General features: G+C 64.8%; 25 protein-coding genes and 2 tRNA genes. 10 read left to right on the top strand and 17 right to left on the bottom strand.

The genetic code is table 11. From position 1 onward, the window contains the following. Positions 1-9: 9 nt before the first annotated feature. The 6 genes from P0645_RS08665 to speD all read right to left on the bottom strand — a co-directional run bounded on the left by P0645_RS08665 (position 10) and on the right by speD (position 5668). Positions 10-1257 (bottom strand): trimethylamine methyltransferase family protein, encoded by a 1248-nt coding sequence (locus P0645_RS08665; protein WP_284164177.1) that lies wholly within the window; start codon positions 1255-1257, stop codon positions 10-12. Next, positions 1250-2053, bottom strand: coding sequence for a class I SAM-dependent methyltransferase (locus P0645_RS08670; protein ID WP_284164178.1), 804 nt, complete (start codon positions 2051-2053; stop codon positions 1250-1252). Before P0645_RS08670 ends, P0645_RS08665 begins: the two co-directional genes overlap by 8 nt. After that, the gene (locus tag P0645_RS08675) at positions 2046-3272 is read right to left on the bottom strand and encodes an MFS transporter (RefSeq protein ID WP_284164179.1); all 1227 of its coding nucleotides are present in this window, start codon (positions 3270-3272) and stop codon (positions 2046-2048) included. Before P0645_RS08675 ends, P0645_RS08670 begins: the two co-directional genes overlap by 8 nt. A gap of 11 nt (positions 3273-3283) precedes the next feature. Beyond that, complete coding sequence (locus P0645_RS08680) at positions 3284-4069, bottom strand: class I SAM-dependent methyltransferase (protein ID WP_284164180.1); 786 nt, start codon at positions 4067-4069, stop codon at positions 3284-3286. After that, the gene (locus tag P0645_RS08685; RefSeq protein ID WP_284164181.1) at positions 4059-5177 is read right to left on the bottom strand and encodes a Rossmann-fold NAD(P)-binding domain-containing protein; all 1119 of its coding nucleotides are present in this window, start codon (positions 5175-5177) and stop codon (positions 4059-4061) included. The genes P0645_RS08680 and P0645_RS08685 overlap by 11 nt, the downstream gene beginning before the upstream one ends. Positions 5178-5293: 116 nt before the next feature. Beyond that, positions 5294-5668, bottom strand: coding sequence for an adenosylmethionine decarboxylase (speD, locus tag P0645_RS08690; protein ID WP_284164182.1), 375 nt, complete (start codon positions 5666-5668; stop codon positions 5294-5296). A 439-nt stretch (positions 5669-6107) separates the two neighbouring features. On the opposite strand from speD, the gene P0645_RS08695 reads away from it, so the two are divergent. Continuing rightward, complete coding sequence (locus tag P0645_RS08695) at positions 6108-6476, top strand: FAD-binding oxidoreductase/lyase (protein ID WP_284164183.1); 369 nt, start codon at positions 6108-6110, stop codon at positions 6474-6476. On the opposite strand, the gene P0645_RS08700 is transcribed toward P0645_RS08695, so the two are convergent. The 4 genes from P0645_RS08700 to P0645_RS08715 all read right to left on the bottom strand — a co-directional run bounded on the left by P0645_RS08700 (position 6463) and on the right by P0645_RS08715 (position 9866). Next, positions 6463-7194, bottom strand: coding sequence for a sulfite exporter TauE/SafE family protein (locus P0645_RS08700; RefSeq protein ID WP_284164184.1), 732 nt, complete (start codon positions 7192-7194; stop codon positions 6463-6465). The two genes, P0645_RS08695 and P0645_RS08700, sit on opposite strands and share 14 nt — an antisense overlap. A 5-nt stretch (positions 7195-7199) precedes the next feature. After that, complete coding sequence (gene eno / locus P0645_RS08705) at positions 7200-8477, bottom strand: phosphopyruvate hydratase (RefSeq protein WP_284164185.1); 1278 nt, start codon at positions 8475-8477, stop codon at positions 7200-7202. A gap of 70 nt (positions 8478-8547) precedes the next feature. Next, positions 8548-9429: a DMT family transporter gene (locus P0645_RS08710; protein ID WP_284164186.1), complete on the bottom strand. Its 882-nt coding sequence runs from the start codon at positions 9427-9429 to the stop codon at positions 8548-8550. An 11-nt stretch (positions 9430-9440) separates the two neighbouring features. After that, positions 9441-9866, bottom strand: coding sequence for a Fur family transcriptional regulator (locus P0645_RS08715; protein ID WP_284164187.1), 426 nt, complete (start codon positions 9864-9866; stop codon positions 9441-9443). A gap of 171 nt (positions 9867-10037) precedes the next feature. Between P0645_RS08715 and P0645_RS08720 the strand changes: the two genes are divergently transcribed. The 9 genes from P0645_RS08720 (at position 10038) to P0645_RS08760 (ending at position 18525) form a co-directional block, all read left to right on the top strand. After that, a tRNA-Asp gene (locus P0645_RS08720) sits at positions 10038-10114 on the top strand. Between the two features lie 209 nt (positions 10115-10323). Then, positions 10324-11004: an HAD family hydrolase gene (locus tag P0645_RS08725; protein WP_284164188.1), complete on the top strand. Its 681-nt coding sequence runs from the start codon at positions 10324-10326 to the stop codon at positions 11002-11004. Then, positions 11001-11948: a sugar-binding transcriptional regulator gene (locus tag P0645_RS08730; protein WP_284164189.1), complete on the top strand. Its 948-nt coding sequence runs from the start codon at positions 11001-11003 to the stop codon at positions 11946-11948. The genes P0645_RS08725 and P0645_RS08730 overlap by 4 nt, the downstream gene beginning before the upstream one ends. 107 nt (positions 11949-12055) lie before the next feature. Next, positions 12056-13369 (top strand): ABC transporter substrate-binding protein, encoded by a 1314-nt coding sequence (locus P0645_RS08735; RefSeq protein WP_284164190.1) that lies wholly within the window; start codon positions 12056-12058, stop codon positions 13367-13369. A 127-nt stretch (positions 13370-13496) separates the two neighbouring features. Next, complete coding sequence (locus tag P0645_RS08740) at positions 13497-14369, top strand: carbohydrate ABC transporter permease (protein WP_284164191.1); 873 nt, start codon at positions 13497-13499, stop codon at positions 14367-14369. Positions 14370-14483: 114 nt separating this feature from the next. Continuing rightward, a complete protein-coding gene (locus tag P0645_RS08745; protein ID WP_284164192.1) occupies positions 14484-15314 on the top strand; it encodes a carbohydrate ABC transporter permease in 831 nt (276 codons plus the stop codon). A gap of 7 nt (positions 15315-15321) precedes the next feature. Then, complete coding sequence (locus P0645_RS08750) at positions 15322-16311, top strand: ABC transporter ATP-binding protein (protein WP_284164193.1); 990 nt, start codon at positions 15322-15324, stop codon at positions 16309-16311. Next, on the top strand, positions 16308-17075 hold the full coding sequence (locus P0645_RS08755; protein WP_284164194.1) for an L-iditol 2-dehydrogenase: 768 nt from the start codon (positions 16308-16310) through the stop codon (positions 17073-17075). The genes P0645_RS08750 and P0645_RS08755 overlap by 4 nt, the downstream gene beginning before the upstream one ends. Position 17076: 1 nt before the next feature. Next, complete coding sequence (locus P0645_RS08760) at positions 17077-18525, top strand: mannitol dehydrogenase family protein (RefSeq protein WP_284164195.1); 1449 nt, start codon at positions 17077-17079, stop codon at positions 18523-18525. A gap of 186 nt (positions 18526-18711) precedes the next feature. Here P0645_RS08760 and P0645_RS08765 read toward each other — a convergent pair. The 7 genes from P0645_RS08765 to P0645_RS08795 form a co-directional block, all read right to left on the bottom strand. Further along, positions 18712-18786 (bottom strand) — tRNA-Glu (locus tag P0645_RS08765). A 135-nt stretch (positions 18787-18921) separates the two neighbouring features. Further along, positions 18922-20673 (bottom strand): single-stranded-DNA-specific exonuclease RecJ, encoded by a 1752-nt coding sequence (gene recJ, locus P0645_RS08770; protein WP_284164196.1) that lies wholly within the window; start codon positions 20671-20673, stop codon positions 18922-18924. Between the two features lie 64 nt (positions 20674-20737). Next, complete coding sequence (locus P0645_RS08775) at positions 20738-21499, bottom strand: sulfite exporter TauE/SafE family protein (protein ID WP_284164197.1); 762 nt, start codon at positions 21497-21499, stop codon at positions 20738-20740. Continuing rightward, positions 21492-22073 (bottom strand): cysteine hydrolase family protein, encoded by a 582-nt coding sequence (locus P0645_RS08780; RefSeq protein WP_284164198.1) that lies wholly within the window; start codon positions 22071-22073, stop codon positions 21492-21494. The genes P0645_RS08775 and P0645_RS08780 overlap by 8 nt, the downstream gene beginning before the upstream one ends. Further along, a complete protein-coding gene (gene glpX / locus P0645_RS08785) occupies positions 22070-23035 on the bottom strand; it encodes a class II fructose-bisphosphatase (RefSeq protein WP_284164199.1) in 966 nt (321 codons plus the stop codon). The genes P0645_RS08780 and glpX overlap by 4 nt, the downstream gene beginning before the upstream one ends. 201 nt (positions 23036-23236) lie before the next feature. Next, complete coding sequence (locus P0645_RS08790; RefSeq protein WP_284164200.1) at positions 23237-23905, bottom strand: hypothetical protein; 669 nt, start codon at positions 23903-23905, stop codon at positions 23237-23239. Between the two features lies 1 nt (position 23906). Next, positions 23907-24770, bottom strand: coding sequence for a phage minor head protein (locus P0645_RS08795; protein ID WP_284164201.1), 864 nt, complete (start codon positions 24768-24770; stop codon positions 23907-23909). Positions 24771-24849: the final 79 nt, after the last annotated feature.

A 24849-nucleotide genomic window follows, 5' to 3' on the forward strand; every position in this document is an offset into this window, starting at 1 on the left:
TCCGCCCTCTCATACCGCAACTCTCCGGCGCAGGGCGGCCGCCACGTCGACATCCAGAGGTTTGGGCGGTGCGACGGGTTCGGTCCCCCGTCCGCACATCTCGCGGAGAGCCCTCTCGTCACGCTCGAACTTGCCAAACGATACGCATCGGCCCTGTTCAAGCCATCCGGCAGCATGGAGGATGAAGTCAGCGCCGGCAGCTATTGCTATCGATGTTGCGCGGCCACCCTCGTAGCCGGCTTGCGCGTCGTCGATGTTCGCTGATGTCACTCCACCGTCGCCACGCGCGGGGATGCCGAGCCGTCTTGCCAGTTGTACCGAATAGATCTGCACGAGATCCGACACCGGATCGCCGAAGACGGGCACCATGGTCCGCATGGAGAATGGGATAGCGAAGAGACCGAAAACGACCGGGGTTCCCGGGTGCCAGAGCTGCGACAAAGCCAGTCCTGCAAGCGTCTCCGCGTAGCCCTGGATCAGGGCCCCTGCAACCGTTGTCGGCGCTGTCGCCCCCATCATCATGTAGGATGTCACCATCAGCCCCTGACGGCGCTTGGCGATAGCTCTGAGGCATTTCAGCGGGTTCGCCTTGTATGTTAGGGGCGGCGTTGCATTGATCAAGTGCAATAGATCGCATTCGCCCTCGCTACTCCCCCGATCGATCGCCAGGCTCGCCATGTCGATAACCGCTTCAGCCGCCTCGGACGATGCAACGCTGCCCATGAAGGGCTTGTCAGAGCACTCCAGGTGCGCGAGGGCCATTTGTATCGGCCTCTCCGGTTCGGGCAGCTCGTTCAACACGCAGATCATGTGCCCGGTGTTCGACAAGGCAGGAGATTGGTGCGCAAGAGCAACCAGCTCCCTGTAGTCGCGCAGCGCGCCCATGCTGCGCCGGCCATCGGCATACTGAAGGTTCGGTGCCCCGTAGATCGGCGCGAAGACTTGCGGAGCATGCTCGCCGATGATCGTGTCATGAACCGGGTTTCTGGCGCGAAGCCTGAAGGATTTCGGCGCCGAGGCACGGATCACGGAACGCAGCCAGGCACCGTCGAGGAAAACGCGATCCTCTTTGACCGACATGCCCTGTGACCGCCACATGTCCAGCGTTTCAGGATCACCTTCAAACCGGAGGCCGACTTCCTCAAGAATCCGGTCGGTACCACGCTCGATCTGATCCAGTTGAAGTGAGTCAACTGGCGAGAGATTGCAAAGCCGGCGGTCCTTTTGTGGCAGAGGCTGCATTGTTTCTTCACGCATCGCGAGAAAAAGCCCACACGATCAAGGCATCGTAATACGGATCGCTCGCGATGCCGACAGTCTGGCACGAGAGCTTGGCAAGGCCCGCTCGTTGGGCGCACCTCTCGGACAGCTCGCATCCGAGATAGCGGTTGTCATGCTCTTCCTTCTCGATGAAGGCTGCGCTGCGGATCCAGTCGGCACCGACCAACCTGCCGCCTGGCTCAAGCCTTGCTGCTGCGGCCAAGAAGGCTTCTTCATATCTGTGGGAGTCCGCTGCCAGGCCGAAACAGCCAATGGCCGTAATCAGGTCGAAACCTGACCTTCCCTCTGGCAGAGCCCATGGTTTTAGGCAATCCATGACGTGGAAGTCCCATTTCAGAGATCGGATCGCGCTTAAATCGTCTTCCGTCTTTCCCGTGATCTCCAGCCCATCCTTGTAGCATTGCGGCAATTCCGATCCATCCTTGAACAGAGACAGGACGTGCAATGCCTCCGGCACCAGATCGCAGGCAGCAACAGCTTGTGGCGCGTTGACACCTGTCGCCCAGAATAGAGTTGTGACACCAGCTCCTAGGTCAATCCAGTTCCTGGGCGTTCCTCCCAGTTCCTTGAGGGCTTGCAATATCTCCTCCACCCCCTGTCCGGGGATTAGGCATTCGTTGAAATATCGCTGCCGATAGTCCTCAAAATAGGCGATATGGTCTGCGCTGAAAGATGTCGTGGGAATATCGTCCAAGCGACGGTACGAACGGTCAAGGCTACCGTCTTTTTCCTTCAGCCACCCGCCGATTGCTTCAACCCGGCCCTCAGCCATTGGCGGGGACCGCTTCGCCGAAAGCGCGCTGCTCGCTCGGCATTAACATACTCAGCACGGCCGAGGCGACCGCCGCGCCCAGCATGACCATGTAGATCGGCTCGAACGATCCCGATGATACCTTGAGCGCGCCGCCCAGAATATTCCCTACGATCCCGCCCAGGCCGAGCGCAATATTCCCGAAAGCGAAAACCAAAGCCGCGCTGCCCTGCCCGAAGACATGGCTGATATAGGCCGGAACCAAGCCGAAGATTGCATAGAATGTGATCCCGAACGTCACCGCAGCGATGTAGAGAAATTCATAGCTGGCCCCTCCTGTCGCGTTGAGGAGAAGCGCACAGGAACCAGCGAGTACCGCATAGGTGAGGATCATCGCGATCCGGACCGTGATCCGATCCGCGAGCCAGCCAACGGCAAAACCGCTCACCATCCCGACAACGCCGATGATGCGCCACATATGGGCGGCTGTCTCGGCAGAATATCCCGCTTCGGCTTGAAGGAATGCAGAGAGATAGGTCTGGTAGGGCATGCAGGAAAGCCCGTTCAGGAACATCATGAACAGGATCGCGGCGGTCAGCGCCTTGGGCAGCGCCTTCACGCGGGAGGCCACGGATACGCGTTCCGTCAAGGCGTCCTTGGCCGTTTCGCCCTTCGCACTCCGCAGACGCAACATTGCAACCAGGGCGAGCAATCCCACAAGAACGCCCGTCGCCAGCCAGAGAGACCGCCATCCCTGTTGCGGCAATAGGGTAGTCAGAAGGAAGCTGTTGATGAACACCCCATAGCTGGTCCCCGACGACATGAGACCAAGTGCCTTGCCCTGATGTTCCTTCGAGATGTGGTCTCTTGCGACTTCGACCATCGGAACCCAGATCGCCGCGGCGGCACCGCCGAGGACCGTCAGGCAGATCGCCATCGCGATGATGTTGGGCGCAACAGCCAGCCCAAGAAGACCTATCGCACAAAGCGAGATCGAACCCAGGATCATCGGCATCGCACCGAACCGCACGGTCAGAAAGCCTGCGAGCAGGGCGCAGATCATGAAGCCTGCCTGAACGAAGCCGGAGATCGTCCCCATCGTTCCGTAGGAAAATGGAATGTCGAGGCGAACAGATTCGACCATCGCCGGGAACAGATACATCCCGAAGCCGTATGTAGCGGCGATGAAGGCGGTGAAAAGCAGCGTCGTCTCAACGCTTTTGCGGCTGCCTGATGACATGGTGTTTCCCATTACGAAAGCGAGTTTGATTTCCGATACATTGCGAGCAGGCGTGGCGATAGATCTGAAACTGGCGAGCCATCATAGTCGCCACAGACAGATTCAAGCGTCATCCCATCGGGAGTGGCCGGGCCGAACCAGCCGGGGTCGTAGCGATAGAGGCGCATTTCCGAGCGCCAGCTCTCCACCCCATGAAGTTTGTCTTTAATTTCATAGGCGAGCCGCAGCAGGATTGATGCGTCATCCTGGCGCTGCGCCGACTGACGGGTCAACCTGGAGCCATCAGGCAGGTCTCGGGTCCAATCCACGCCCCAGGCATCATCTTCACGGGACGCATTGAAATAGTCGGGATCAGCCGCGGCTGGTCCTGGCCCGGCGCGAAATGTCGCGACATCAACGAACAGCAATCCACCCTCGACCAAATGCGCCGAAACTGCTGCAAGGGCCTCCATTCCTTCAGATGGTGGCAGAAGCTGGAGCGCTTCGCGCGGGATGATCGCCAGGTCGACACTTCTGCCAAGGTCGAGTGTCCGCATGTTCTGGACTTCGGTGTGGATGTGGATAGAGCCATTTGATGCTCTTGCCGCGACGGCCGCCTTTGCGACCATCGCAGGCTCCAGGTCCACCAAAGTCAGTTCCGCGGCTTTTCGCGCAATCCTTCCCGACAAGCGACCGGCCCCGCAAGGCACTTCAAGCACCCTGAGCCCGCCAGCGCCGAGGAGCGTGTCGACAAACGCGAAGTCCCGTTCCTCGACATACTCGACCTCATAGACTTTGGCGCGATCACTATACGGCATCCGCCAGACCACCTTCCATCATGGCGACATGGCGCAGCACTTCCGGATGAACGATACTGCCCCCGGAAACGACACAGCCATTCTTCGATGTGGTGTCTTTTTGGCCCTCGCAGGCCGCGCGCGCCAACCCGAGAAGGTAGCGCCAGACATTCGCGCTGGTGGCTCTCGCCGCGGTCAGCGGGACCGACGCCGGCATGGCGTCGATCTTGCAGTGCAGGACACCGTGACGCTCATAGAACGGCGCGTCATAGGTGGTCAGATTGGTGAAGCTCGGCATGTAGCCTTTGCCATAGCCGCAGGTGACATCAACGATGACCGAACCGGGCTTCATCCTGGCAACCAGATCGTCGCTCAGCATGACCGGAGTGTCGTAGGTCGAGATCAGAATAGCGCCGACGACCACATCCGCCTCGAGCACTGCTGCCTCAAGGGCGGCGGGCGTGTTGAGCAGGCATCGGACATTGGCGGGCATTCCTGCCATGAAACGGCGCAACCCTTCCCAACGCGTTCCGAAGACGGTCACGTCGGCGCCCATCGCAGCGGCAAGCCGTGCCGCACCGCCGCCCGCATTCCCGTATCCGATGACAACGACCTTCGGCCGCGCCGCCCCCGGCACATCTGCGAGCAAGGTGCCACTACCGCCCATGTGGCTCTGGAGATGATAGGCAGCCAGCAGGATCGCGAGCTTGCCGGAAATCTCGTTGTCGGAAACAGGCACCGGATACTCCCCGGCGTCGTTGCGGAAAAATTCCAGCGCATAGGCCGACATCCCGCTTGCCCGCATCGCCTCAACCAGTGAAAGGTTCCCTTCGGCGTGCATGAAGCTCGCAAGGTGCATACCGGGACGGAAGCGCCGATATTCGTCAGGCCCAGGTGCCTTGTATTTGAAGATCACATCGCTGCCGGTCCATGCACCGTCACAGTCGACGATTTCCGCGCCAGCATCGGCGTAGGTAGCGTCGGGGAAGCCCGCCAGAAGACCGGCATCATGCTCGACAAGAACGCGATAGCCGTTGGCGGTAAACTGTCGAACAGCCTCGGGAAGCAGGATGACCCGCTTCTCCCCGCTCCGTCGTTCCTTCAGGATCGAAATACTTTTGCCGGCCATAGTGACGCCCCCCGGAAGTGTTCGGTTAAGTTTGTGTCAGTCGGTGCGAAGGCTCGCTTGAAAGAAGAAACAGCGAGGTGCAGTCCGGCATTTCGTTGATGCCGGAGATGCCCTCTCTAGGCATGCGCCATCTCGCCCCGAGCAATCTCCCTGACTTCGGCCCGGCTAGGCAGGAATGCCTTTCTAAGGTGGTCGATCGCCTTGTGCGGGTCTGCCTTGCCGCAGACGAACACATCGATCGCCGCATAACCGATTTCCGGCCAGGAGTGGATGGACAGATGGGATTCTGCGAGCATGACCACCCCGGTCACGCCCATCCCTTCGCCAAAATGATGGACATTCACGCCCAAAACCGTGGCACCCGCCAAACGGGAAGCATCGACGATGGCGTCCTCGACTTTCTCGGGATTTTCGATATTCACGCAGCCCCAGAACTCGGCCAAAATATGGCGGCCCAGTCCGGGCGCAGCGGCTAACAGCAAGTCTTCCATGCAATGCCCCCGTCCATAAGAAGGTAGTACCAATCTCTCTTCTCGGTTGCATTTCTAACTATCTTCTGCAACCTAAGATGCAAAAATGCGCCCCGTGAAGTTCTGGATACGACACGCTGCTCCGCTGCTGTGTTCGCTCTTCTGTGTGGATTCTCGCAGAACCGCCTTTGCATACTGATGTCGTCAGGGCGGTCACATTGGCAACCAGCGACAGATCTTCGGTCGGGTCGCCGTCAACCAGCAGCAAGTCGGCGCAAGCCCCGGCCCGGACCAGACCCAAAGCACCGGCATAGGGCTTGCGTGGCCCGGACAGGTCGAGAACTGTCGCATTCATCGACGTCGCCTGGCGCAGGGCCTTGGCTGGCGTATACCATCGCCGCAGACCAGCCAGGTTCCTACCCTGCTGTTCGGCCATATCCTCGCCAGCCCCGATCAGGAGGTGCGGCAAGACGCTTTCGGCGCCATTCTCGCCCCTGCCTCGGCGAGCCATCAGTCCGACCGCACCGAACGTGCGACGGAAAGCCCGGGCGATCTCGCTCGTGCCACGCTCGCTAGCCTTGCCCGTCTCTTGCCCGGTCAGAACTTCCGGCCCGCCGCCATCCTCCATGCCGACCGTCCGGTCTCCGGCGACGGCCTGCCCGCTGTGGGCCCGGCCACCGCGCGTCCCGGCCTCGCGCTTGCCGTCCTGCATTCCGGGGTCACGCTCGCGCCCCTCGTCGCCTCGGGCCTCGCGGATGAACTGACAGGGCAGGGAAACCATGCGCTCCTCGCGCCCTTCCGGCCCGCAAGGCTCCTCAGCCCGCTCTGAGGATCAGAAGGAACCCGCCCAGAAGCACCGCGCCATCGAGAAGGCGCAAATGCCATGTCCCGGGCAGAAGATGGGCCAGCCGCCTGGCGAGGAAGGTAGCGGGCACCGCCGCCGCGCCGATCATCAGCGCGAGCCCTGCAAGGCGCAGATCAAGCGCGCCGCGCGCGGCGAACATCCCCGACTTGCTGATGCCCAGAAGGAAGGAAATCGCCGCATCCGTGGCAATGACCTGCGGCCCCGTCAGCCCCGCCGCCATGAGGAGCGTCAGAAGCATCACCCCCGACCCCGACGTGCCGCCATTCACCACGCCGTATCCGAACGAAGCCGCCGTCAGCCCGCGCCCGGTCAGAACCAGCCCCCGCCGCCGTGCGAGCGTTCTGAGCGGCACCAGAAGGATCAGCATCGCGCCGATCAGGATTGCCGCGCCCCGCCCGGACAGAAGCGTGAAGCCATAGGCACCAAGAAGCGTCGCGGGCAGCGCGACCGGCGCGATCCGCCTCAGCCGGTCGATATCAAGGTCCGGCCGGTAGGCCGCGACGCGGCTTGCGTTGGTGAAAAGGGCCGAGAGGCCGATGACCGGCACCACCGCCTCGGCCCCGATCAGCGGCACGAGGACCGGCGGCAGCAGAAGCCCGGTCCCATAGCCGGTCACCCCGCCGACAAGCGCCGCGAAAAACGCCGCCCCGCCGATCAGGAGGAGATCGGCGAAAGGCAGCACCGGCCTCAGCCCTTCAGGATCGACCGTCCGGCAAACTCTGCCGTCTCGCCCAGCATCTCCTCGATCCGGATCAGCTGGTTGTATTTCGCCAGCCGGTCCGACCGGGCAAGCGAGCCGGTCTTGATCTGGCCGCAGTTCGTGGCGACCGCCAGATCGGCAATCGTCGCATCCTCGGTCTCGCCCGAGCGGTGCGACATGACGTTGGTATAGCGCGCGCGATGCGCCATCTCGACCGCCTGCAAGGTTTCGGTCAGCGTGCCGATCTGGTTCACTTTCACCAGCATAGAATTGGCGACGCCCTTCTTGATCCCCTCGGCCAGACGCTTGGGGTTGGTGACGAAAAGGTCGTCGCCCACCAGCTGGACCTTGCCGCCCAGCTTGTCGGTCAGCATCTTCCAGCCGTCCCAGTCATCCTCGGCGCAGCCATCCTCGATCGAGATGATCGGGTAATCGCCGCACAGCGCCGCCAGATACTCGACATTCTCGGCCGAGGTCAGGCTCTTGCCCTCGCCCTTCATCTCGTATTTGCCGCCCTTGAAATATTCGGTCGAGGCGCAGTCAAGCGCGAGGTACATGTCCTCACCGGGTTTGTAGCCCGCCTTCTCGATGGCCTTCAGGATGAAGTCGAGCGCGTCGCGGGTGGACGACAGGTTCGGGGCAAAGCCGCCCTCGTCGCCGATGCCGGTCGACAGGCCCGCCGCCGACAATTCCTTCTTCAGCGTATGGAAGACTTCCGAGCCCATCCGCACCGCCTCGCGGATATTCTCCGCGCCGACCGGCATGATCATGAATTCCTGGATGTCGATCGGATTGTCGGCATGTTCGCCGCCGTTGATGATGTTCATCATAGGCACCGGCAGGACGCGGGCCGAAGTGCCGCCGACGTAGCGATAGAGCGGCTGCGCGGTGAAATCGGCGGCGGCCTTGGCAACTGCCAGCGACACGCCGAGGATGGCATTGGCGCCCAGGCGGCCCTTGTTCGCCGTCCCGTCCAGTTCGATCATCAGCCGGTCGATCGCCACCTGTTCGGTCGCATCCTCGCCCACGAGGTTTTCCGCGATCTCGCCGTTCACCGCCGCGACCGCCTCCAAGACGCCCTTGCCGAGGAACCGCTTCTTGTCGCCGTCGCGCTTCTCTACCGCCTCATGCGCGCCGGTCGAGGCGCCCGAGGGCACGGCGGCACGGCCAAGCGTGCCATCCTCCAGCGTCACATCCACTTCCACCGTCGGGTTGCCCCGGCTGTCGAGAATTTCGCGGGCATGGATGTCGATGATCGTGCTCATGGGCCGGTCCTTTCGCGGGGAAATGCTCTCGCGCGTCCTTTACGCCCTCATCCGCGCAAGGAAAAGGCCCTCAGGCCGCGGCGGCAACCTGTTTTCGCGCCCGCTCGCGCAGATAGGTGTAGAAGGCAGCGGCAAGGATCAGCGCCGCGCCGCAAAGCGTCAGCCCGTCGGGCCGCTCGGCGAAGAAAAGAACGCCGATCGCCAGCGAGAAGATCAGCCGCGCATAGCGGAAGGGCATCAGCGCCGAGGCTTCCGCCGCCCGCATCGAGGCGACGATGGCCAGATATCCGGTCGTCGCGCAGAAAAGCGTCAGGACCAGAAGCGCCATGCCCGAACCGTCCGGCATCGCCGGGCGCTGGCCCGCCGCGATCAGGACCAGCCCGGCCACGACGACGCCGAGGAAGCCGTGAAACGACACGACCGCCGACGACAGGCTCGCCGGTATCGCGCGCGTCACCAGATCGCGCAGCGCGATCGAGAAGACCGTGATCAGCACCAGCCCGGCTTCCGGCCGGAAGCCTTCCAGCCCCGGACGGATGATCATCAGGACCCCCGCGAACCCGACCGCGACCGCCGTCCAGCGCCGCCAGCCAACGGTTTCGCCGAGGAAGAGCGCTGCCCCCGCCGTAACGGCCAGAGGCGTCGCCTGAAAGACCGCCGCGACGGTCGACAGAGGGATCAGCGACAGGGCGGTGACGAAGGTGATGGCCGACACCGCCTCTGCCGCCGTGCGCCAGAAGACCGGCCGGTTGCGAAGCGCGGCCCAGAGGCCCCGGCGCCCGTGCGGACCGGCCAGCGCCGCGAAGGCCGCCATGCCGCCAAGCCCGATGATGATCAAAAGCTGCCCGACCGGCATCGCGGCGGACAGATGCTTCATCAGCGCATCCTCGACGGCGAAGATCGCCATCGAATAGAGCACAAGCAGGATGCCGCGAAGGTTGCCGTCCGACATGAATCCGCCTCTCAGTCCTTCTTCAGGCGCGTGCCGAACAGCTCCAGCCGGTGGCCGGTCAGCCGGTAGCCGAGCTTTGCCGCGATCCGCTCCTGCAGCGCCTCTATCTCGGGCTCGACGAATTCGATGACGCGGCCGGTTTCGGTATCGATCAGATGGTCATGGTGCTTGCGCTCGGCATCCTCGTAGCGCGCGCGCCCGTCGCCGAATTCGACCTTGTCGAGAATGCCCGCCTCGTCAAACAGCTTCACCGTCCGGTAGACGGTCGCAAGAGAGATACGGGGGTCTATGGCGGTGGCGCGGGCGTAAAGCACGTCCGCGTCCGGATGGTCGGGCGATTCCTCCAGGACGCGCGCGATCACCCGGCGCGGGCCGGTCATCCGCAGGCCCCGTGCCTCGCAGCGTTCGGTGATCGTCTTGGCGGCGGTCTGGCCCATGCGCATCCCCTTCGCCCCCGCCTTAGTCGATTTGCACCGGCGATGAAAGCAGCCGCCCGGCGGGCCTTGCCAAATTTCCTCTCACCGGCCGCCAGAGCCCGCTTGACGCGGCCCGCCCATGGCCCTATGTCACCCCCCACGCTTCGGGCCGATGCCCGGATCGCCAGACGCGCGGTGGTAGCTCAGTCGGTTAGAGTACCGGCCTGTCACGCCGGGGGTCGCGGGTTCGAGCCCCGTCCACCGCGCCACTTTTCCAAAGCCCCCGGCAACGGGGGCTTTTGGTTTTTCGGGGCGCGTTCAGGGCCAAGGATCCGCCTTGCCTTCGGGCCGCACCTGTTTTGGCCAGCCATTGATGACCGGCCCCAGCCGCCCCATAGTGTGCGTGCCCGGGTGCACGCGTCTGTGTGTGCCTACGGGGCCGCCTACGCCAACCGCCGGGCCAGATCGGGGTGACTGGATGACATTCTCGCTGGTGATCTTCGATTGCGACGGCGTGCTGATTGACAGCGAGATCATCAGCGCGCGCATGCTGATCGCCGAACTGGCGAAGCTCGGGCTGATGATCGACATGGACTATGTCAGCCGCCATTTCCTCGGCCGCAGCTATCCGACGGTGATCCGTCAGGTTCGGGCGGAGTTCGGGGTGGACCTGCCCGACAGTTTCGAGGCGAGCTACCGCGAAAACCTGCTCGACGCCTTCCGGGGCGGGCTGAGGATCGTGCCGCATGTGCGCGGGGTTCTGGAACGGATCGGCGTTCCCTTCTGTGTCGCCACCTCGTCCAGCCCGCGCCGGGCCGACATGTCGCTTGACCTCGTCGGGCTCCGCAGTCTGGTGGGCGAGCGGCTCTTCACCTCCTCGCAGGTCGCACGCGGCAAGCCGGAACCCGATCTCTTCCTTCACGCCGCCGCCGCGATGGGGGCCGATCCGGCCCGCACTCTGGTCATCGAAGACAGCCTGACCGGCATCCGCGCCGGGCTTGCGGCGGGGATGACGGTCTGGCGGTTCGTCGGCGCCAGCCACCTCGGCCCCGGCACGGACGACGAGCCCGAAGGCGCCCGCCCGCACCGCAGACTTGTTTCATTCGAGAACTTCTTCCAGATTGCACCGGATCTGGCGAAAGGCGAACCGGCGGCATGACAGGCGAACCGACATTGCTCGACGAGGCGGCCCGCGCGGGCTGGCTCTCCTACGTCGCGGGCATGACGCAGGACCAGATCGCGACGGAACTCGGCGTGTCGCGCCAGCGCGCGCAGCGGCTTGTGAGCAAGGCGATGGCCGAGGGTTTGGTGAAAGTGCGGCTCGATCACAAGATCGGACGCTGTCTGGAGCTTGAGGCGGGTCTTGTCCGCACCTACGGCCTGCAGCAGGCGCGCGTCGCGCCCGATCTCGGGCAAGGCGCCGACCCCGCGCGGGCGACGGCGGGGGCGGGGGCGTCGCTTCTGGAAAGCTATCTGGCGCGCCCCGAAAGCCTGACGATCGCCTTCGGCACCGGCCGGGCGCTGAGTGCGATGGTGAACGAGATCGCGACCCAGCCGAACGAACGCCACAAGATCGTCTCGCTTATCGGCAATATCGCGCCCGATGGCTCCGCCTCGTTCTACGACGTCATCATGCGGCTCGCCGACAAGCTGCACGCGCCGCATTATCCGATGCCCGTGCCGCTGATTTCCGAAACGCCCGAGGAACGTGCCCTGTTCCATGCCCTCAGGCCCGTGCAGACGGTCGCGACGCTTGCAGCCGAGGCCGACGTGGTCTTCGTCGGGGTCGGCCAGATGGGCGAGGATGCGCCCCTCTACAAGGACGGGTTCGTCACCCGCGCGCAGCTTCGGGACATGCAGGCCAAGGGCGCGGCGGGCGAGATCGTGGGCGGGGTATTCGACCGCGACGGCAGTTATATCGAGACGCCCATTTCGGCGCTCGTCGGCGGGGTGAGGGTGGAGCCCGGCCGCGCAGGGCCGGTGATCGCCGTGGCGGCGGGGCCGACGAAAGTCTCGGCGATCCGCGCCGCGCTCACGGGCCGAATCGTCAACTGCCTCGTCACTGACGAACCGACCGCAAGCGCGCTTCTGTCCCGGACCTGACCACCGGCTCCCCTGAGTTTGCTCACATTTTCCCGATTGACCTGACCTGCGCTAACATGAATAATTACTCATGCAATGGGCAAATGCTCATTCTTAGGGAGGATATCATGACTTTCACGATCCGGGCGCTTCTGGGCGCCTGCGCCGTTGGCGCCATCTGCTCGGCAGCCGCGGCGGAAACCACGATCACCGTCGCCACCGTCAACAACGGCGACATGGTCCGCATGCAGGGGCTTATGGACGATTTCTACGCCAAGCACCCCGACATCAAGGTCGAGTGGGTGACGCTTGAGGAAAACGTCCTGCGCCAGAACGTCACGACCGACATCGCCACGGGGGGCGGTCAGTATGACGTCATCACCATCGGCACCTACGAGGTTCCGATCTGGGGCAAGCAGGGCTGGCTGGAGAGCCTCAACGACCTGCCCGCCGATTACGATGTGGACGATCTTCTGCCGCCGATCCGTGGCGGCCTGACCGTCGACGGCAACCTCTTTGCCTCGCCCTTCTACGGTGAATCGTCCTTCCTGAACTACCGCAAGGACCTGGCCGAGAAAGCCGGCATCACCATCCCGGACGCCCCCACCTGGGACGATATCAAGGCCGCCGCGGCCGCGATGACCGATCAGGCCAACGGCATCTACGGCATCTGCCTGCGCGGCAAGGCCGGCTGGGGCGAGAACATGGCCTTCCTGACCACCATGGCCAACAGCTATGGCGCGCGCTGGTTCGACGAAAACTGGGTTCCCCAGTTCGACCAGCCCGAATGGAAAGCCGTGATGACCGACTATGTCGAGATGCTGACCAAGTACGGCCCGCCCGGCGCATCGAACAACGGCTATAACGAAAACCTGACGCTGTCGCTGCAGGGCAAGTGCGCGATGCGCATGGACGCCACCGTGTCGGCGGGTGCGCTGACCGATCCCAAGCAGTCCGAGTTTGCCGACAAGGTCGGCTTCGCTCTGGCCCCTGACGCAGGCTTGGGCAAGCGGGCGAACTGGCTCTGGGCCTGGTCGCTGGCCATCCCGGCTTCGTCGGATGCCAAGGATGCGGCCAAGACCTTCATCAACTGGGCGACCAACAAGGACTACATCGCCCTTGTCGCCTCGAAGGAAGGCTGGGGCGCAGCCCCTCCCGGCACTCGCACGTCGCTCTATTCCAACCCGGACTATGCGGCCCTGCCGTTCGCGAAGATGACGATCGACTCGATCAACGCGGCTGACCCGACCAATCCGACGGTGAAGCCGGTTCCCTACACGGGCGTCCAGTTCGTCGCGATCCCCGAGTTTGCAGGCCTCGCCACCAGTGTGGGTGAAATCTTCTCGGCGGCACTGGCCGGGCAGAAGTCCGTCGATGACGCGCTGGCCGAAGCTCAGGCGCTGGCGCTCGATGAAATGACCGCGTCCGGTTACATCAAGTAAGTTCAGGACCCGGCCCTTCCGCGGGCCGGTGCCCTCTCTCCCCCGCGAAATCAACGTTTGCGGGGGGGCTTGCCCGGCAAGTACCCTGCGGCCGGACCGGCGCAATTCCTGACATCGGAGGCATCCCATGGCTACGCAATCCTCACGTTTTGCGGCACGTCTTATGGTCGCGCCCTCGGTGTTCGTCCTCTTCATCTGGATGATCATCCCTCTCGCGATGGCCATCTATTATTCGTTCCGGCTCTACCGGCTGATCTCGCCGGACCGGACCGGCTGGGTCGGGTTCCGGAATTACACCTGGTTCGTCAACTCCCCCGAATTCTGGCTGGCGATTTCAAACACGCTCCTGCTGGTCGGCGGCGTTCTGGCCATCACCATCGTGCTCGGGACCCTCATCGCGCTTCTGATCGACCAGCCGGTCTGGGGGCAGGGCCCGCTGCGCATCCTTGTCATCGCGCCCTTCTTCGTGATGCCGCCGGTCGCGGCCTCGATCTGGGAAAACCTCTTCATGCACCCCCAGAACGGGATGCTGGCGTCGCTTGCCCTCGGGCTTGGCATGAAGCCGATCCTGTTCATGGAAAACTATCCGATGGCCTCGGTCATCTTCATCGTGTCGTGGGAATGGTTGCCCTTCGCGACGTTGATCCTTCTGACCGCGCTGCAATCCTTGTCTTCCGAGCAGCTTGAGGCAGCCGAGATGGACGGCGCAGGCGCCCTCAGCCGCTTCCGCTATATCATCCTGCCGCACATGACGCGCGCGATCACTGTCGTGATCCTCATCCAGACTATCTTCCTTCTGGGCATCTTCGGCGAGATCTTCACTACCACGCAAGGCGGCCCCGGTTCGGCCTCTACCACGCTGCCCTACATGATCTTCAAGCAGGCGATCGCGGCCAAGGACATCGGGCGCGCGGCGGCAGGCGGGATCATCGCGGTGATCCTCGCCAATGTCGTGGCCTACTTCCTGATGCGCGGCCTGGGGAGGAACCTCGATGCGTAAGCAGCAGAAACATCGCGCCCCGGACCTGATCCGGGGCCTCTTCGCCCACCCGTTCCGCCCCGTGTCGTGCGAGGTCCCGGGTCAGGCCCGGGACGGGGTTGAAAGGACCTGACCATGGCCCGTGCCGTTTCCCCCCGCCGCAAGCTCCTGACGACCCTCGCCGCCTGGGCTGTCGCGCTGATCATCTTCTTTCCGGTGCTCTGGATGATCCTCACCTCGTTCAAGACCGAGGTCTCCGCCGTCGCCAGCCCGCCGCAGCTCTTCACCGCCGACTGGACGCTGGAGAACTATGCCGAAGTCTGGGCGCGGTCCGATTATCCCCGCTTCTTTTGGAACTCCGTCGTCCTTTCGGTCGGCTCCACCCTCCTTGGCCTCGCCATCGCCATCCCATCGGCCTGGGCCATGGCCTTCGTACCCGGCAAGCGGACCAAGGACCTTCTTATGTGGATGCTCTCCACCAAGATGATGCCGGCCGTGGCCGTCATGATCCCGCTCTACCTGATCTTCCTCTGGACGGGTCTCATCGACACCAGGATCGGCCTTGTCATCGCGCTGATGCTGATGAACCTGCCGATCATCATCTGGATGCTTTACACCTATTTCAAGGAAATCCCCGGCGAGATCCTCGAAGCCGCGCGCATGGACGGCGCGAGCCTCTGGGGCGAGATCCTCTATGTGCTCACGCCGATGGCGATCCCGGGCATCGCATCGACCATGCTCCTGAACATCATCCTGGCCTGGAACGAGGCCTTCTGGACCATCGTCCTGACGACGACCAAGGCCGCACCGCTTTCGGCCTTCATCGCCTCTTTCTCGGCACCGCAAGGCCTTTTCTACGCAAAACTCTCGGCGGCCTCTGCCATGGCCATCATGCCGATCCTGATCCTTGGCTGGTTCAGCCAGAAGCAACTCGTGCGCGGCCTGACCTTCGGCGCGGTGAAGTGAGGAAGACATGGGCAAGATAGAACTGACAAAGGTCCGCAAGAGCTTCGGCGACGTGCATGTCATTCCCGGCATCGACCTGACGATCCATGACGGAGAATTCGTTGTCTTCGTGGGTCCCTCGGGCTGCGGCAAGTCCACGCTCCTGCGCCTGATCGCGGGGCTCGAGGATACGACCTCCGGCACGATCGAGATCGACGGCAAGGATGCAACCACGCTGCCGCCCGCCAAGCGCGGCCTCGCGATGGTCTTCCAGTCCTATGCGCTTTATCCGCACATGACCGTCCGCAAGAACATCGCCTTCCCGCTGAAGATGGCGGGGATGGACCTGGCCGAGCAGGACAGGCGCGTCGAACGCGCCGCCAAGGTCCTGAACCTCGCCTCCTACCTCGACCGTCGGCCCGGCCAGTTGTCCGGCGGCCAGCGCCAGCGTGTGGCCATCGGCCGCGCCATCGTGCGCGAACCGGCGGCCTTCCTCTTCGACGAACCCCTCTCGAACCTCGACGCAGCCCTGCGCGTCGGCATGCGGCAGGAAATCAGCGAACTGCACCAGTCGCTGAAGACCACGATGATCTACGTAACCCACGATCAGGTCGAGGCGATGACCATGGCCGACAAGATCGTCGTCCTGAACGCCGGCCGGATCGAACAGGTCGGCGCGCCGCTGGAACTCTACCACAATCCCCGCAACCTCTTCGTCGCGGGCTTCATCGGCAGCCCGAAGATGAATCTCATCGAGGGCGCCGAGGCGGCCAGGCACAAGGCCCACACGATCGGCGTGCGGCCCGAACATGTCACGGTGGGCGAGGGCCCGTGGGAAGGGGTGGTCGGCCTTTCGGAACATCTGGGGTCGGACAGCTTCCTGAAAGTGGCGGTCGAAGGGATCGGCACCCTGACCGTCCGCGCCGCGGGCGAGGTCGGCGTGCATCACGGCGACCGCATTCGCCTGGCTCCTGCCGGAAAGATCCATCGCTTCGACGAAAGCGGCAACGCCCTATGAGACTGAAGAACAAGACCGCGCTGATCACCGGCGCCGCCCGCGGCATCGGCAAGGCCTTCGCCGCCGCCTATGTCACCGAAGGCGCGCGCGTCTGGATCGCAGACATCAACCTGCCCGCAGCCCAGGCCGCCGCCGCAGAAATCGGCGCTGGCGCCTCGGCGATCGAACTTGACGTCAGCAGGCAGGACAGCATCGACGGCGCGATGGCGAAGGTCGCCGCCGACGGCGGCATCGACATCCTGGTGAACAATGCCGCGCTTTTCGACATGGCGCCGATTGCCCGGATCGAAAGGGCCAGCTACGACCGGCTCTTTTCCATCAATGTCGCGGGCACGCTCTTCATGATGCAGGCAGCGGCGAAGGCGATGATCGCCCAAGGACGCGGCGGCAAGATCATCAACATGGCGAGCCAGGCCGGACGCCGCGGCGAGGCCCTGGTCGGCGTCTATTGCGCGACAAAGGCCGCCGTCATTTCGCTGACCCAGTCGGCGGGGCTCGACCTCATCAGGCACCGGATCAACGTGAACGCGATCGCGCCCGGCGTGGTGGAGGGCGAACACTGGGACCATGTCGACAGCCTCTTCGCCCGCTACGAGGGCCGCGCGCCGGGCGAGAAGAAAAGGCTGGTGGGCGAGGCCGTGCCCTTCGGCCGCATGGGCACGGCGGCCGACCTGACCGGCATGGCCATCTTCCTCGCCTCGCCCGAGGCCGATTATGTCGTCGCGCAATGCTATGGCGTCGACGGCGGCAACTGGATGGCCTGAGATGACCGGCGCCCCGAAACTCTGCCTGCCTGCCTACGACCGGTCCCGGCTGACCCCCGGCATCGTCCATATCGGGCTTGGAAACTTCCACCGCGCCCATATGGCGGTCTATCTCGACGACCTGTTCAATCTGGGCGAGGGCCATGACTGGGCGATCATCGGCGCGGGCGTCCGCGCGGGCGACGCCCGGATGCGCGAGGCGATGCTGGCGCAGGACTGCCTCTCGACAGTGATCGAGCTTGACCCGTCAGGCCGCCGGGCGCGCCGGGTTGGCGCGATGGTCGATTTCCTGCCCGTGGAACCCGACAACCGCAGCCTCATCGCCGCAATGTCCCGCCCCGAAATCCGCATCGTCAGCCTGACGGTGACCGAGGGCGGCTATTTCATCGACGCCGCCACCGGCCGGTTCGATCCGGACGCGCCGGAGATCAGGCAAGATGCCGCACGGCCCGGCCATCCCGCCACCGCCTTCGGCGCCATCATCGCCGCGCTGAAGGCTCGTCGTGCGGCAGGAATTCAGCCTTTCACCGTCCTGTCCTGCGACAACCTTCCCGGCAACGGCACGGTCACGCGCGCGGCGGTCACGGGCCTCGCTCGCCTGTCCGACCCCGCCTTCGCCGACTGGATCGGGGCCCATGTCGCCTTCCCGAACGGCATGGTCGACCGGATCACCCCGGCAACCGGCCCGCGCGAACGCGGCATGGCGCGGGATTTCGGCCTCGATGATCCCGTGCCGGTGACCTGCGAGCCTTTCCGCCAGTGGGTCGTCGAAGACACGTTCCCCGCGGGACGCCCGGCGCTGGAAAAGGTGGGCGTCACCTTCACCCCCCATGTCCATGCGTTCGAGGCGATGAAGATCCGCATCCTGAACGGCGGCCATGCGACCATCGCCTATCCGGCCGCGCTGATGGATATCGAATTCGTGCATGAGGCGATGGCCGATCCCTTGGTTTCGGCCTTTCTGGACCGGGTCGAGACCGACGAGGTCATCCCCTATGTCCCACCCGTGCCGAATACCGACATCGGCACCTACTACCGGACCGTCCGTGGCCGCTTCTCGAACCCCGAGGTGGCCGACACGACCCGCAGGCTCTGCCTAGACGGCTCGAACCGCCAGCCGAAATTCATCCTGCCCTCGCTGCGCGATGCGCTGGCCGCGGGGGGCTCCATCGAGGGGCTCGCGCTCGTCTCCGCGCTCTGGTGCCGCTACTGCCATGGCCAAACCGACAGCGGCGCGCCCATCGCGCCGAACGACCCGTCCTGGGCCAGGCTGACCGACCTTGCCAAGGCGGCGCGTGTCCGGCCCGAGGCCTGGCTCGGCATCGCAGAGATTTATGGCGATCTGGGCCACAACACACCCTTTGCGACTGCCTTCGCCCGGGCGCTCGATCACATCTGGAAAGCCGGTGTCCGCAGCACGCTGGAACGCTATCTGGGCCGGGCCCGTTAGCACGCGCGCCGCGTTGCCCGTCCGGTCACAGACAGGCCCGCTCACGCGCGCCCCTCCAGGCCCTCGCCCGCTTGCTGCGCCATTGCATCGATGAGAGTGACGACCGGCGCTTTGACGGGATAGACAGGCGAACCAGCGCGAAAAGCTTTCCCGATCCGGTGTCGCATGCTGCTTTACAGAAAGAAATGGCAGCCCGTAGGGGAGTCGAACCCCTCTTCCCAGGTTGAAAACCTGGTGTCCTAACCGATAGACGAACGGGCCGCGCTTGGGACAAGCGAGTTGCTCTCGCGTGGCGTGGGCGGTGTTTATGGCAGGCGGCGAAGCTGCGCAAGGGGCTTTTGCGGCCAGTTTGCAGATTTTTTGGGTGGTGTCCGGCGCGCTCCCGGGCGCGCGCGCTCAGGCTTTTGCCGCGTCCTCCAGCCGCAGTTGCACCCGGCTCCGGCCGCCCCAGACATTCAGTTCCAGCCGCCCCGCCAGATGCATCGGCAGGCGGCCATGCGCCTCGATCGCCGGGCCGAGCGGGCCGTCGAAGGCGCCGAAGGCGATCGCTTCGATTGCCGGGCCGGTGCCGTCGGAAAAGCCGAACCTCAGGTGGCTTTCGCCCACCCGTTTCTGATAGGTCACGATCACCGAACCGAAGGCGAAACGCGGGGCAGGGGCGCCCTGTCCGAAGGGCCCTGCCTTCTCGATCTCCTCGATCAGCGCGGGCGTGGCCGCGCCGGGCATCAGAAGACCGTCGAGCCTCAGGTCGCGCGGCCCGCCCGCGCCCGCGCCCTGACGGGCGAGAAGTTCGCCCAGCCGTTCCATCGCGGCTTCGATCCGCCCGGCCTCGACCGTCAGACCCGCCGCCATCCGGTGCCCGCCGCCCTTCAGGAGAAGGCCCTCGGCCGCCACACGTTGCACGGCTGCGCCGAGGTCGACACCGTTCACCGAGCGGGCGGAGCCCTTGCCGATCCCACCCTCGAGGCCGATCACCACGGCAGGCCGGTTCGTCGCCTCCTTCAGCCGCGCCGCGACGATACCGACGACGCCGGGATGCCAGCCTTCCCCCGCCGCCCAGACCAGCGGGCCCTCCACCCCACGCGCCTCGGCCTGCGCCAGCGCCTCCTCCCGCACCCGGTTCTCGATCTCGCGCCTTTCGCTGTTCAGATGGTCCAGACGTTCGGCCAAAGCTGCGGCCTCGCGCGGATCGTCAGTGGCGAGAAGCCGCGCGCCGAGGTCAGCCGCGCCGATCCGGCCGCCCGCGTTCACGCGCGGGCCAAGAATGAAGCCCAGATGATAGGCGCTCGGCGCCTCGTTCACCCGCGCCACGTCGGCAAGCGCCCTCAGCCCCGCGCGTTCGCGCCGCGCCAGCACCTTCAGCCCCTGCCGCACCAGCGCCCGGTTGACCCCGGTCAGGGGCGCGACATCGGCGACCGTCGCCAGCGCCACAAGATCGAGCATCGCCATCAGGTCCGGCCCCTGCAACCCATCCTCTCGCAAAAGCCGGTTCGCCTCCACCAGCATCAGAAAGACGACCGAGGCGGCGCAGAGATGGGCCAGCGCCCCGTCCTCATCCTGCCGGTTGGGGTTCACCACGGCCAGCGCCTCAGGCAGCGTCTCGGCGCCCAGGTGATGGTCGAGGATCACCACATCGGCCGCCTTCGCCGCCGCCACAGGCTCGTGGCTCAGCGTCCCGCAATCGACGCACAGGATCAGGTCATGGGCCTCGGCCAGGGCCTCCATCGCCGGGACGTTCGGGCCATAGCCCTCGTCGATCCGGTCGGGGATATAAAGCGTGGCCCTTTGGCCGAAATGCCTGAGCCAGCTGATCAGAAGCGCCGCCGACGATCCGCCATCCACATCGTAATCGGCGAAGATCGCGATCCGCTCGCGCCCCTTCACCGCCTTGAGGAACCGGGCAGCGGCAGCCCCCATATCCTTCAGCCCGCGCGGATCGGGCAGCAGGTCGCGCAACTGCGGCTCCAGAAAGCGAGCGGCCTCCTCCGGTGCCACGCCGCGCGCGACGAGGATGCGGGCCAGGGCCAAGGGCAGCCGCGTCTCCTGCACCATCGCCTCGGCCAGCCGGTCGGCGGCGGCATCCGGCCCGACCCAGCGGCGGCCGGTCAGGGATTGCTCGACATTCAGGAAGGCAGCGGAAGAACTCATGGGGCAGGGGTGCCGCAAAGGGCCGGTTCATGCAAGGCCGAACCTCTCGGGCAGACGCCCGCCATCAGCCGCCGCGCAGCCAGCCGTCAAGCGCAGGCAGGCTGGCGATCGTCGCGATGAAGATCATGCCAAGGCAGATGCGGCGGAAGGTCCGCTCGCTCGCCAGCCCGAACATCCGGCTGCCCGCCCAGGCGCCGACCCCGTAGACCGGCGCGATGATCGCGGCGAGCGTGAGGGTCTGCCAGTTGACCAGCCCGTTCCAGACATAGCCCGCCGCCGAAAAGACGGTGGTGACCGCGAAGAAGAAGATGATGTTGGCGCGCACCGCCGCCGCCGGGGAGGGGCCGCCAAGCCAGTAGGCCACGACCGGCGGCCCGCCGATCTGCGCCGCGCCCGAGAAGAGGCCCGAAAGCGCGCCTACCAGCACGGTCAGCAGCTGCTTCGGGCGGCCGTGATAGCGCCAGCCCGAGAGCAGAAGCGCCAGCATCAGGGCAGCGAGGCCCGCAATCCCCCAGCGCAGCGTGAGGGGCGGCAGGCTGCCCAGAAGCCAGACCCCGGCAGGCACCCCCACAACGGCGCCTGCCGCCATGGTCATCACCGCGCGCCGGTCGGCGGTTCTGACCGCGCCCGGGATCATGCCCGCCGTCATCACCCCGTCTGCCACCAGCAGGAGCGGCACAGCGACGCGCGGGCCGAGGATCGCGCTTGCAAGCGGCACGAAGATCAGCGCGGCCCCGAAGCCCGAAAATCCCCGCGCCAGTGCGGCGGCAAAGGTGATGGCGACCAGAAGGCCAAAGGACAGCGGGTCTGTTGCGATGTCAGGCAACAGGCGCCGCCTCCGCCCCGATGATGTCACGGCTCGCCTGCGCCGTGACGAACTCGCCATGCAGATGGGCGACCGCGTGAATGTGGGCAGTTTCGGCATCCGCTTGCGGCAGGCCCGCCGCCCAGCCCATGTTCGCGGTGGCGGCGAAGGCGGCGCAGGCGTCATGGGCAAGCGTGACGCCGAACCCGAGGTTCGCCGCCATCCGCGCGCTGGTCGAGACGCAATGCGGCGTGGTCAGGCCACACAGCACCAGATCACGGATGCCTTTGGCACGCAGATGGGCCTCAAGGCCGGTGCCGATGAAGGCCGAATTGACCGACTTGGTGAAGGTCATCTCGCCGGGCAGGGGCTCCAGCCCCGGCAGGAAGGAAACCGCTTCCGAGCCCGGCCGGAACAGGCTTTCGGGCGACGCGCCTTCGTGCCGCACATGGATCACCGGCCAGCCCCGCGCCCGCCAATGGGCCAGCAGGTCCACCGCCCGCGCCTCGGCATCGGGATTGTTCCGCGCGCCCCAGAACGGATCGAGGAAAGCGCGCTGGAAATCGACGAGGAGGAGAGCGTGTGGCCCGCTCATTTCGCCGGATTGCGGTAGATCATCCGCCGGACCGAACCGGTCTTCGACCGCATCAGGATCGTCTCGGTGGTGATATATCCCGGCTCGCGCTTCACGCCCTGCACGATCGATCCGTTGGTGACCCCGGTCGCGGCAAAGATCACGTCGGCACGCACCATCTCGTCGCGCGAATAGATGCGGTTGAGGTCGGTGATCCCGGCCTTGGCCGCCCGGCCACGCTCGTCGTCATTGCGGAAGAGAAGCTTGCCCCAGATCTGCCCGCCCATGCATTTCAGCGCCGAAGCCGCCAGCACGCCCTCGGGCGCACCACCCGAACCCATGTACATGTCGATCCCGGTGATCTCTGCCTCGGCGCAATGGATGACGCCCGCCACATCGCCATCGGTGATGAGGCGGATCGCGGCGCCGGTCGAGCGCACTTCGGCAATCAGGTCCTGATGACGGGGCCGTTCGAGGATGCAGCAGGTGATATGGCTCGTGTCGCAGCCCTTGGCCTTGGCCAGCGCCCGCACCCGCTCGGCGGGCGGCATGTCGAGGCTGACCACATCCTTGGCATATCCCGGCCCGATCGCGAGCTTTTCCATATAGACGTCGGGCGCGTGCAGAAGCGTGCCGCGCGGCGCCATGGCGATCACGGTCAGGGCGTTCGGCATGTCCTTGGCCGTCAGCGTAGTGCCTTCCAGCGGATCGAGCGCAATATCGACCTCCGGTCCGTTCCCCGTGCCGACCTCTTCGCCGATGTACAGCATCGGCGCCTCGTCACGCTCGCCCTCGCCAATGACGACCACGCCCTTGATGTCGAGCATGTTCAGCTGGTCGCGCATCGCATTGACCGCGGCCTGGTCGGCCGCCTTCTCGTCGCCCCGCCCGATGAGCCGGGCCGAGGCATGGGCCGCCGCCTCGCTGACCCGGGCGAGGCCGAGCGACAGCATGCGGTCCTGAAAGTCCTGGGCGTTGGTCATGGCGGTCCTTCCGGCGTCAAAGATGTCTTCGCCGCATCTAGCCCGCCCCCCGCCCGCCGGGCAAGGGGGCGGCCGCCCCGTTACCGCTCGCATTCCGCGAAAGGGTCCCGATTTCTCGTCTGAAAATTCGTGCCCCTCGCGCCATCCTCATCCCGGCGCGCGGCCCGCCCGCCTTCGAGTCAAATCAATCGCCCCCCGGCCTCACTGCAACTCCGGGAACACCGCCACGACCTCGCCGCCGCCCCCGGCCTCGCGCCAGCGCACGCCGTAGACGAAGCCAGACCGCCCGTAGATCATCTGAATGACACGGATGAACCGCTCATCACCGCGGGCGAGGACCAGCTCAAAGCCCACGGACTGCTCGGGAGGCTTCTTCCCGTCGGGCCTCTCCAGGCGGCAGCGCTCTTTGTCCCGGCAGGCTATTTCTCCGTCTGAAAAGTCGAGCAAGGTCTTCGCCCAGTCCTCGTTTGCGGCGGACAGGTTTCGGGCGTTTGCCATGATGCCGCGGATCATCGCTGGCGTAATCAGGTCGGTCGCTTCCGTTGGCGTCGTAAGCACTCCGGGATCGACATGCGACATCACCCAGCACTCGACCTTGATCGATTGAATGACCGCATAGGTTTCGCGGAGCGTATCGTAGCCATGTTCCTTGCCCTGAGGAATTGCCAGCAGGTCTCGGCAGTCGCGAGCCTCTCTGACAAAGGCTTCAACCCCCAAACTCTGCCGTTCGAGCACGGTGGCGACATTGCCGAAACCGTGCATCTGATAGCCCGCGACGTCACGAAAGTGCTGTCCCAGGCGGACGCTTTGGGGACCGGCGAACGTCGCGGATGCCGAGATACAGCCCGCGACCATGGCGGCTGCCAGCACATTAAGGCTCTCCGGCCGCGTCCATGAAAAGATCGAAGACAAACTGATTCCGCTCCTCCGCTGGCCCGATCCGATGCGATTGCCGCGCCGCTTCTGCCCAGTCGCCATCCTCTATGGCTTGCCGCAGTAAACGAAACGCCGCCAATCCGTCTGCGCCGAGATTATAAATCATGTCCCAGAGGGCAACCTGAACCGATACTGGCAGGTTTCCAAACTCCGGATACTGCCGTAGCAGTGCCTTGAAATCCTTTCGCATATGCTCAGTTACCATGCGATCGATGTCGGACTGCGGCAAATAAAGGTGCGTGAACGGCTCGTAGTAGCTTGCCCGACGACTTTGCGACCCCTCCATTGCGCTAATCAAATCAAAGTCAATGGTGATCTCATCAGCAAATGCGAGTTCGTTGGTCGCTCGATCTCGAAACGGAAGTGCCGCTGCGCTTTCAGCGTCCGGCAGCAGCTTGCCCTTTCCGACAGTCACATTGCTGTCTGTATCGAGATACATGTGATCGACGTTTCCCTCCCATCGGCCCAGGTCCGCAGCAAAAGTTTCGACGCCCTCGCTCACCCGCTCCCAGTATCCCTCCACACCCAGCGGCCGCGCATAGCACCTGCAACCGTAGTCCTGCGAGGGATGCCCGCCTTCTGGCGGATTGTCCCAGCGGAAGATCTTGTCGTCGCGCTCGGCATGGCTGTCGCGGACGCGGCCGTCGTGCTGCGTGATCCAGACATAGAATTCGATGCCCATGGCCTTCTGCTGGGCCTGATTGAGCAAGCCGAACAGCACGGCGATGGCCCGCTGTTCGCCCTCGTCGCTCGTCAGATCGAACCCCTCCCGCTCCATTGCAGCCAGAAGTTCGCTCACCGCGTCGGCACGAAGCGCCTCCTGATCCAGATCGGACAGGCCCGCCGCGGAAAATTCGAATGGCTCGGTCTTGAGAATG

The sequence above is a fragment of the Frigidibacter sp. SD6-1 genome (genome assembly GCF_030143255.1).
Classification (GTDB): domain Bacteria; phylum Pseudomonadota; class Alphaproteobacteria; order Rhodobacterales; family Rhodobacteraceae; genus TMP-24.

Coding starts and splice junctions, on each gene's coding strand:
- P0645_RS08665 (WP_284164177.1), bottom strand. CDS start 1,257: ATGCGTGAAGAAACAATGCAGCCTCTGCCACAAAAGGACCGCCGGCTT.
- P0645_RS08670 (WP_284164178.1), bottom strand. CDS start 2,053: ATGGCTGAGGGCCGGGTTGAAGCAATCGGCGGGTGGCTGAAGGAAAAA.
- P0645_RS08675 (WP_284164179.1), bottom strand. CDS start 3,272: ATGTCATCAGGCAGCCGCAAAAGCGTTGAGACGACGCTGCTTTTCACC.
- P0645_RS08680 (WP_284164180.1), bottom strand. CDS start 4,069: ATGCCGTATAGTGATCGCGCCAAAGTCTATGAGGTCGAGTATGTCGAG.
- P0645_RS08685 (WP_284164181.1), bottom strand. CDS start 5,177: ATGGCCGGCAAAAGTATTTCGATCCTGAAGGAACGACGGAGCGGGGAG.
- speD (WP_284164182.1), bottom strand. CDS start 5,668: ATGGAAGACTTGCTGTTAGCCGCTGCGCCCGGACTGGGCCGCCATATT.
- eno (WP_284164185.1), bottom strand. CDS start 8,477: ATGAGCACGATCATCGACATCCATGCCCGCGAAATTCTCGACAGCCGG.
- P0645_RS08710 (WP_284164186.1), bottom strand. CDS start 9,429: ATGTCGGACGGCAACCTTCGCGGCATCCTGCTTGTGCTCTATTCGATG.
- P0645_RS08715 (WP_284164187.1), bottom strand. CDS start 9,866: ATGGGCCAGACCGCCGCCAAGACGATCACCGAACGCTGCGAGGCACGG.
- P0645_RS08725 (WP_284164188.1), top strand. CDS start 10,324: ATGACATTCTCGCTGGTGATCTTCGATTGCGACGGCGTGCTGATTGAC.
- P0645_RS08730 (WP_284164189.1), top strand. CDS start 11,001: ATGACAGGCGAACCGACATTGCTCGACGAGGCGGCCCGCGCGGGCTGG.
- P0645_RS08735 (WP_284164190.1), top strand. CDS start 12,056: ATGACTTTCACGATCCGGGCGCTTCTGGGCGCCTGCGCCGTTGGCGCC.
- P0645_RS08740 (WP_284164191.1), top strand. CDS start 13,497: ATGGCTACGCAATCCTCACGTTTTGCGGCACGTCTTATGGTCGCGCCC.
- P0645_RS08745 (WP_284164192.1), top strand. CDS start 14,484: ATGGCCCGTGCCGTTTCCCCCCGCCGCAAGCTCCTGACGACCCTCGCC.
- P0645_RS08750 (WP_284164193.1), top strand. CDS start 15,322: ATGGGCAAGATAGAACTGACAAAGGTCCGCAAGAGCTTCGGCGACGTG.
- P0645_RS08755 (WP_284164194.1), top strand. CDS start 16,308: ATGAGACTGAAGAACAAGACCGCGCTGATCACCGGCGCCGCCCGCGGC.
- P0645_RS08760 (WP_284164195.1), top strand. CDS start 17,077: ATGACCGGCGCCCCGAAACTCTGCCTGCCTGCCTACGACCGGTCCCGG.
- recJ (WP_284164196.1), bottom strand. CDS start 20,673: ATGAGTTCTTCCGCTGCCTTCCTGAATGTCGAGCAATCCCTGACCGGC.
- P0645_RS08780 (WP_284164198.1), bottom strand. CDS start 22,073: ATGAGCGGGCCACACGCTCTCCTCCTCGTCGATTTCCAGCGCGCTTTC.
- glpX (WP_284164199.1), bottom strand. CDS start 23,035: ATGACCAACGCCCAGGACTTTCAGGACCGCATGCTGTCGCTCGGCCTC.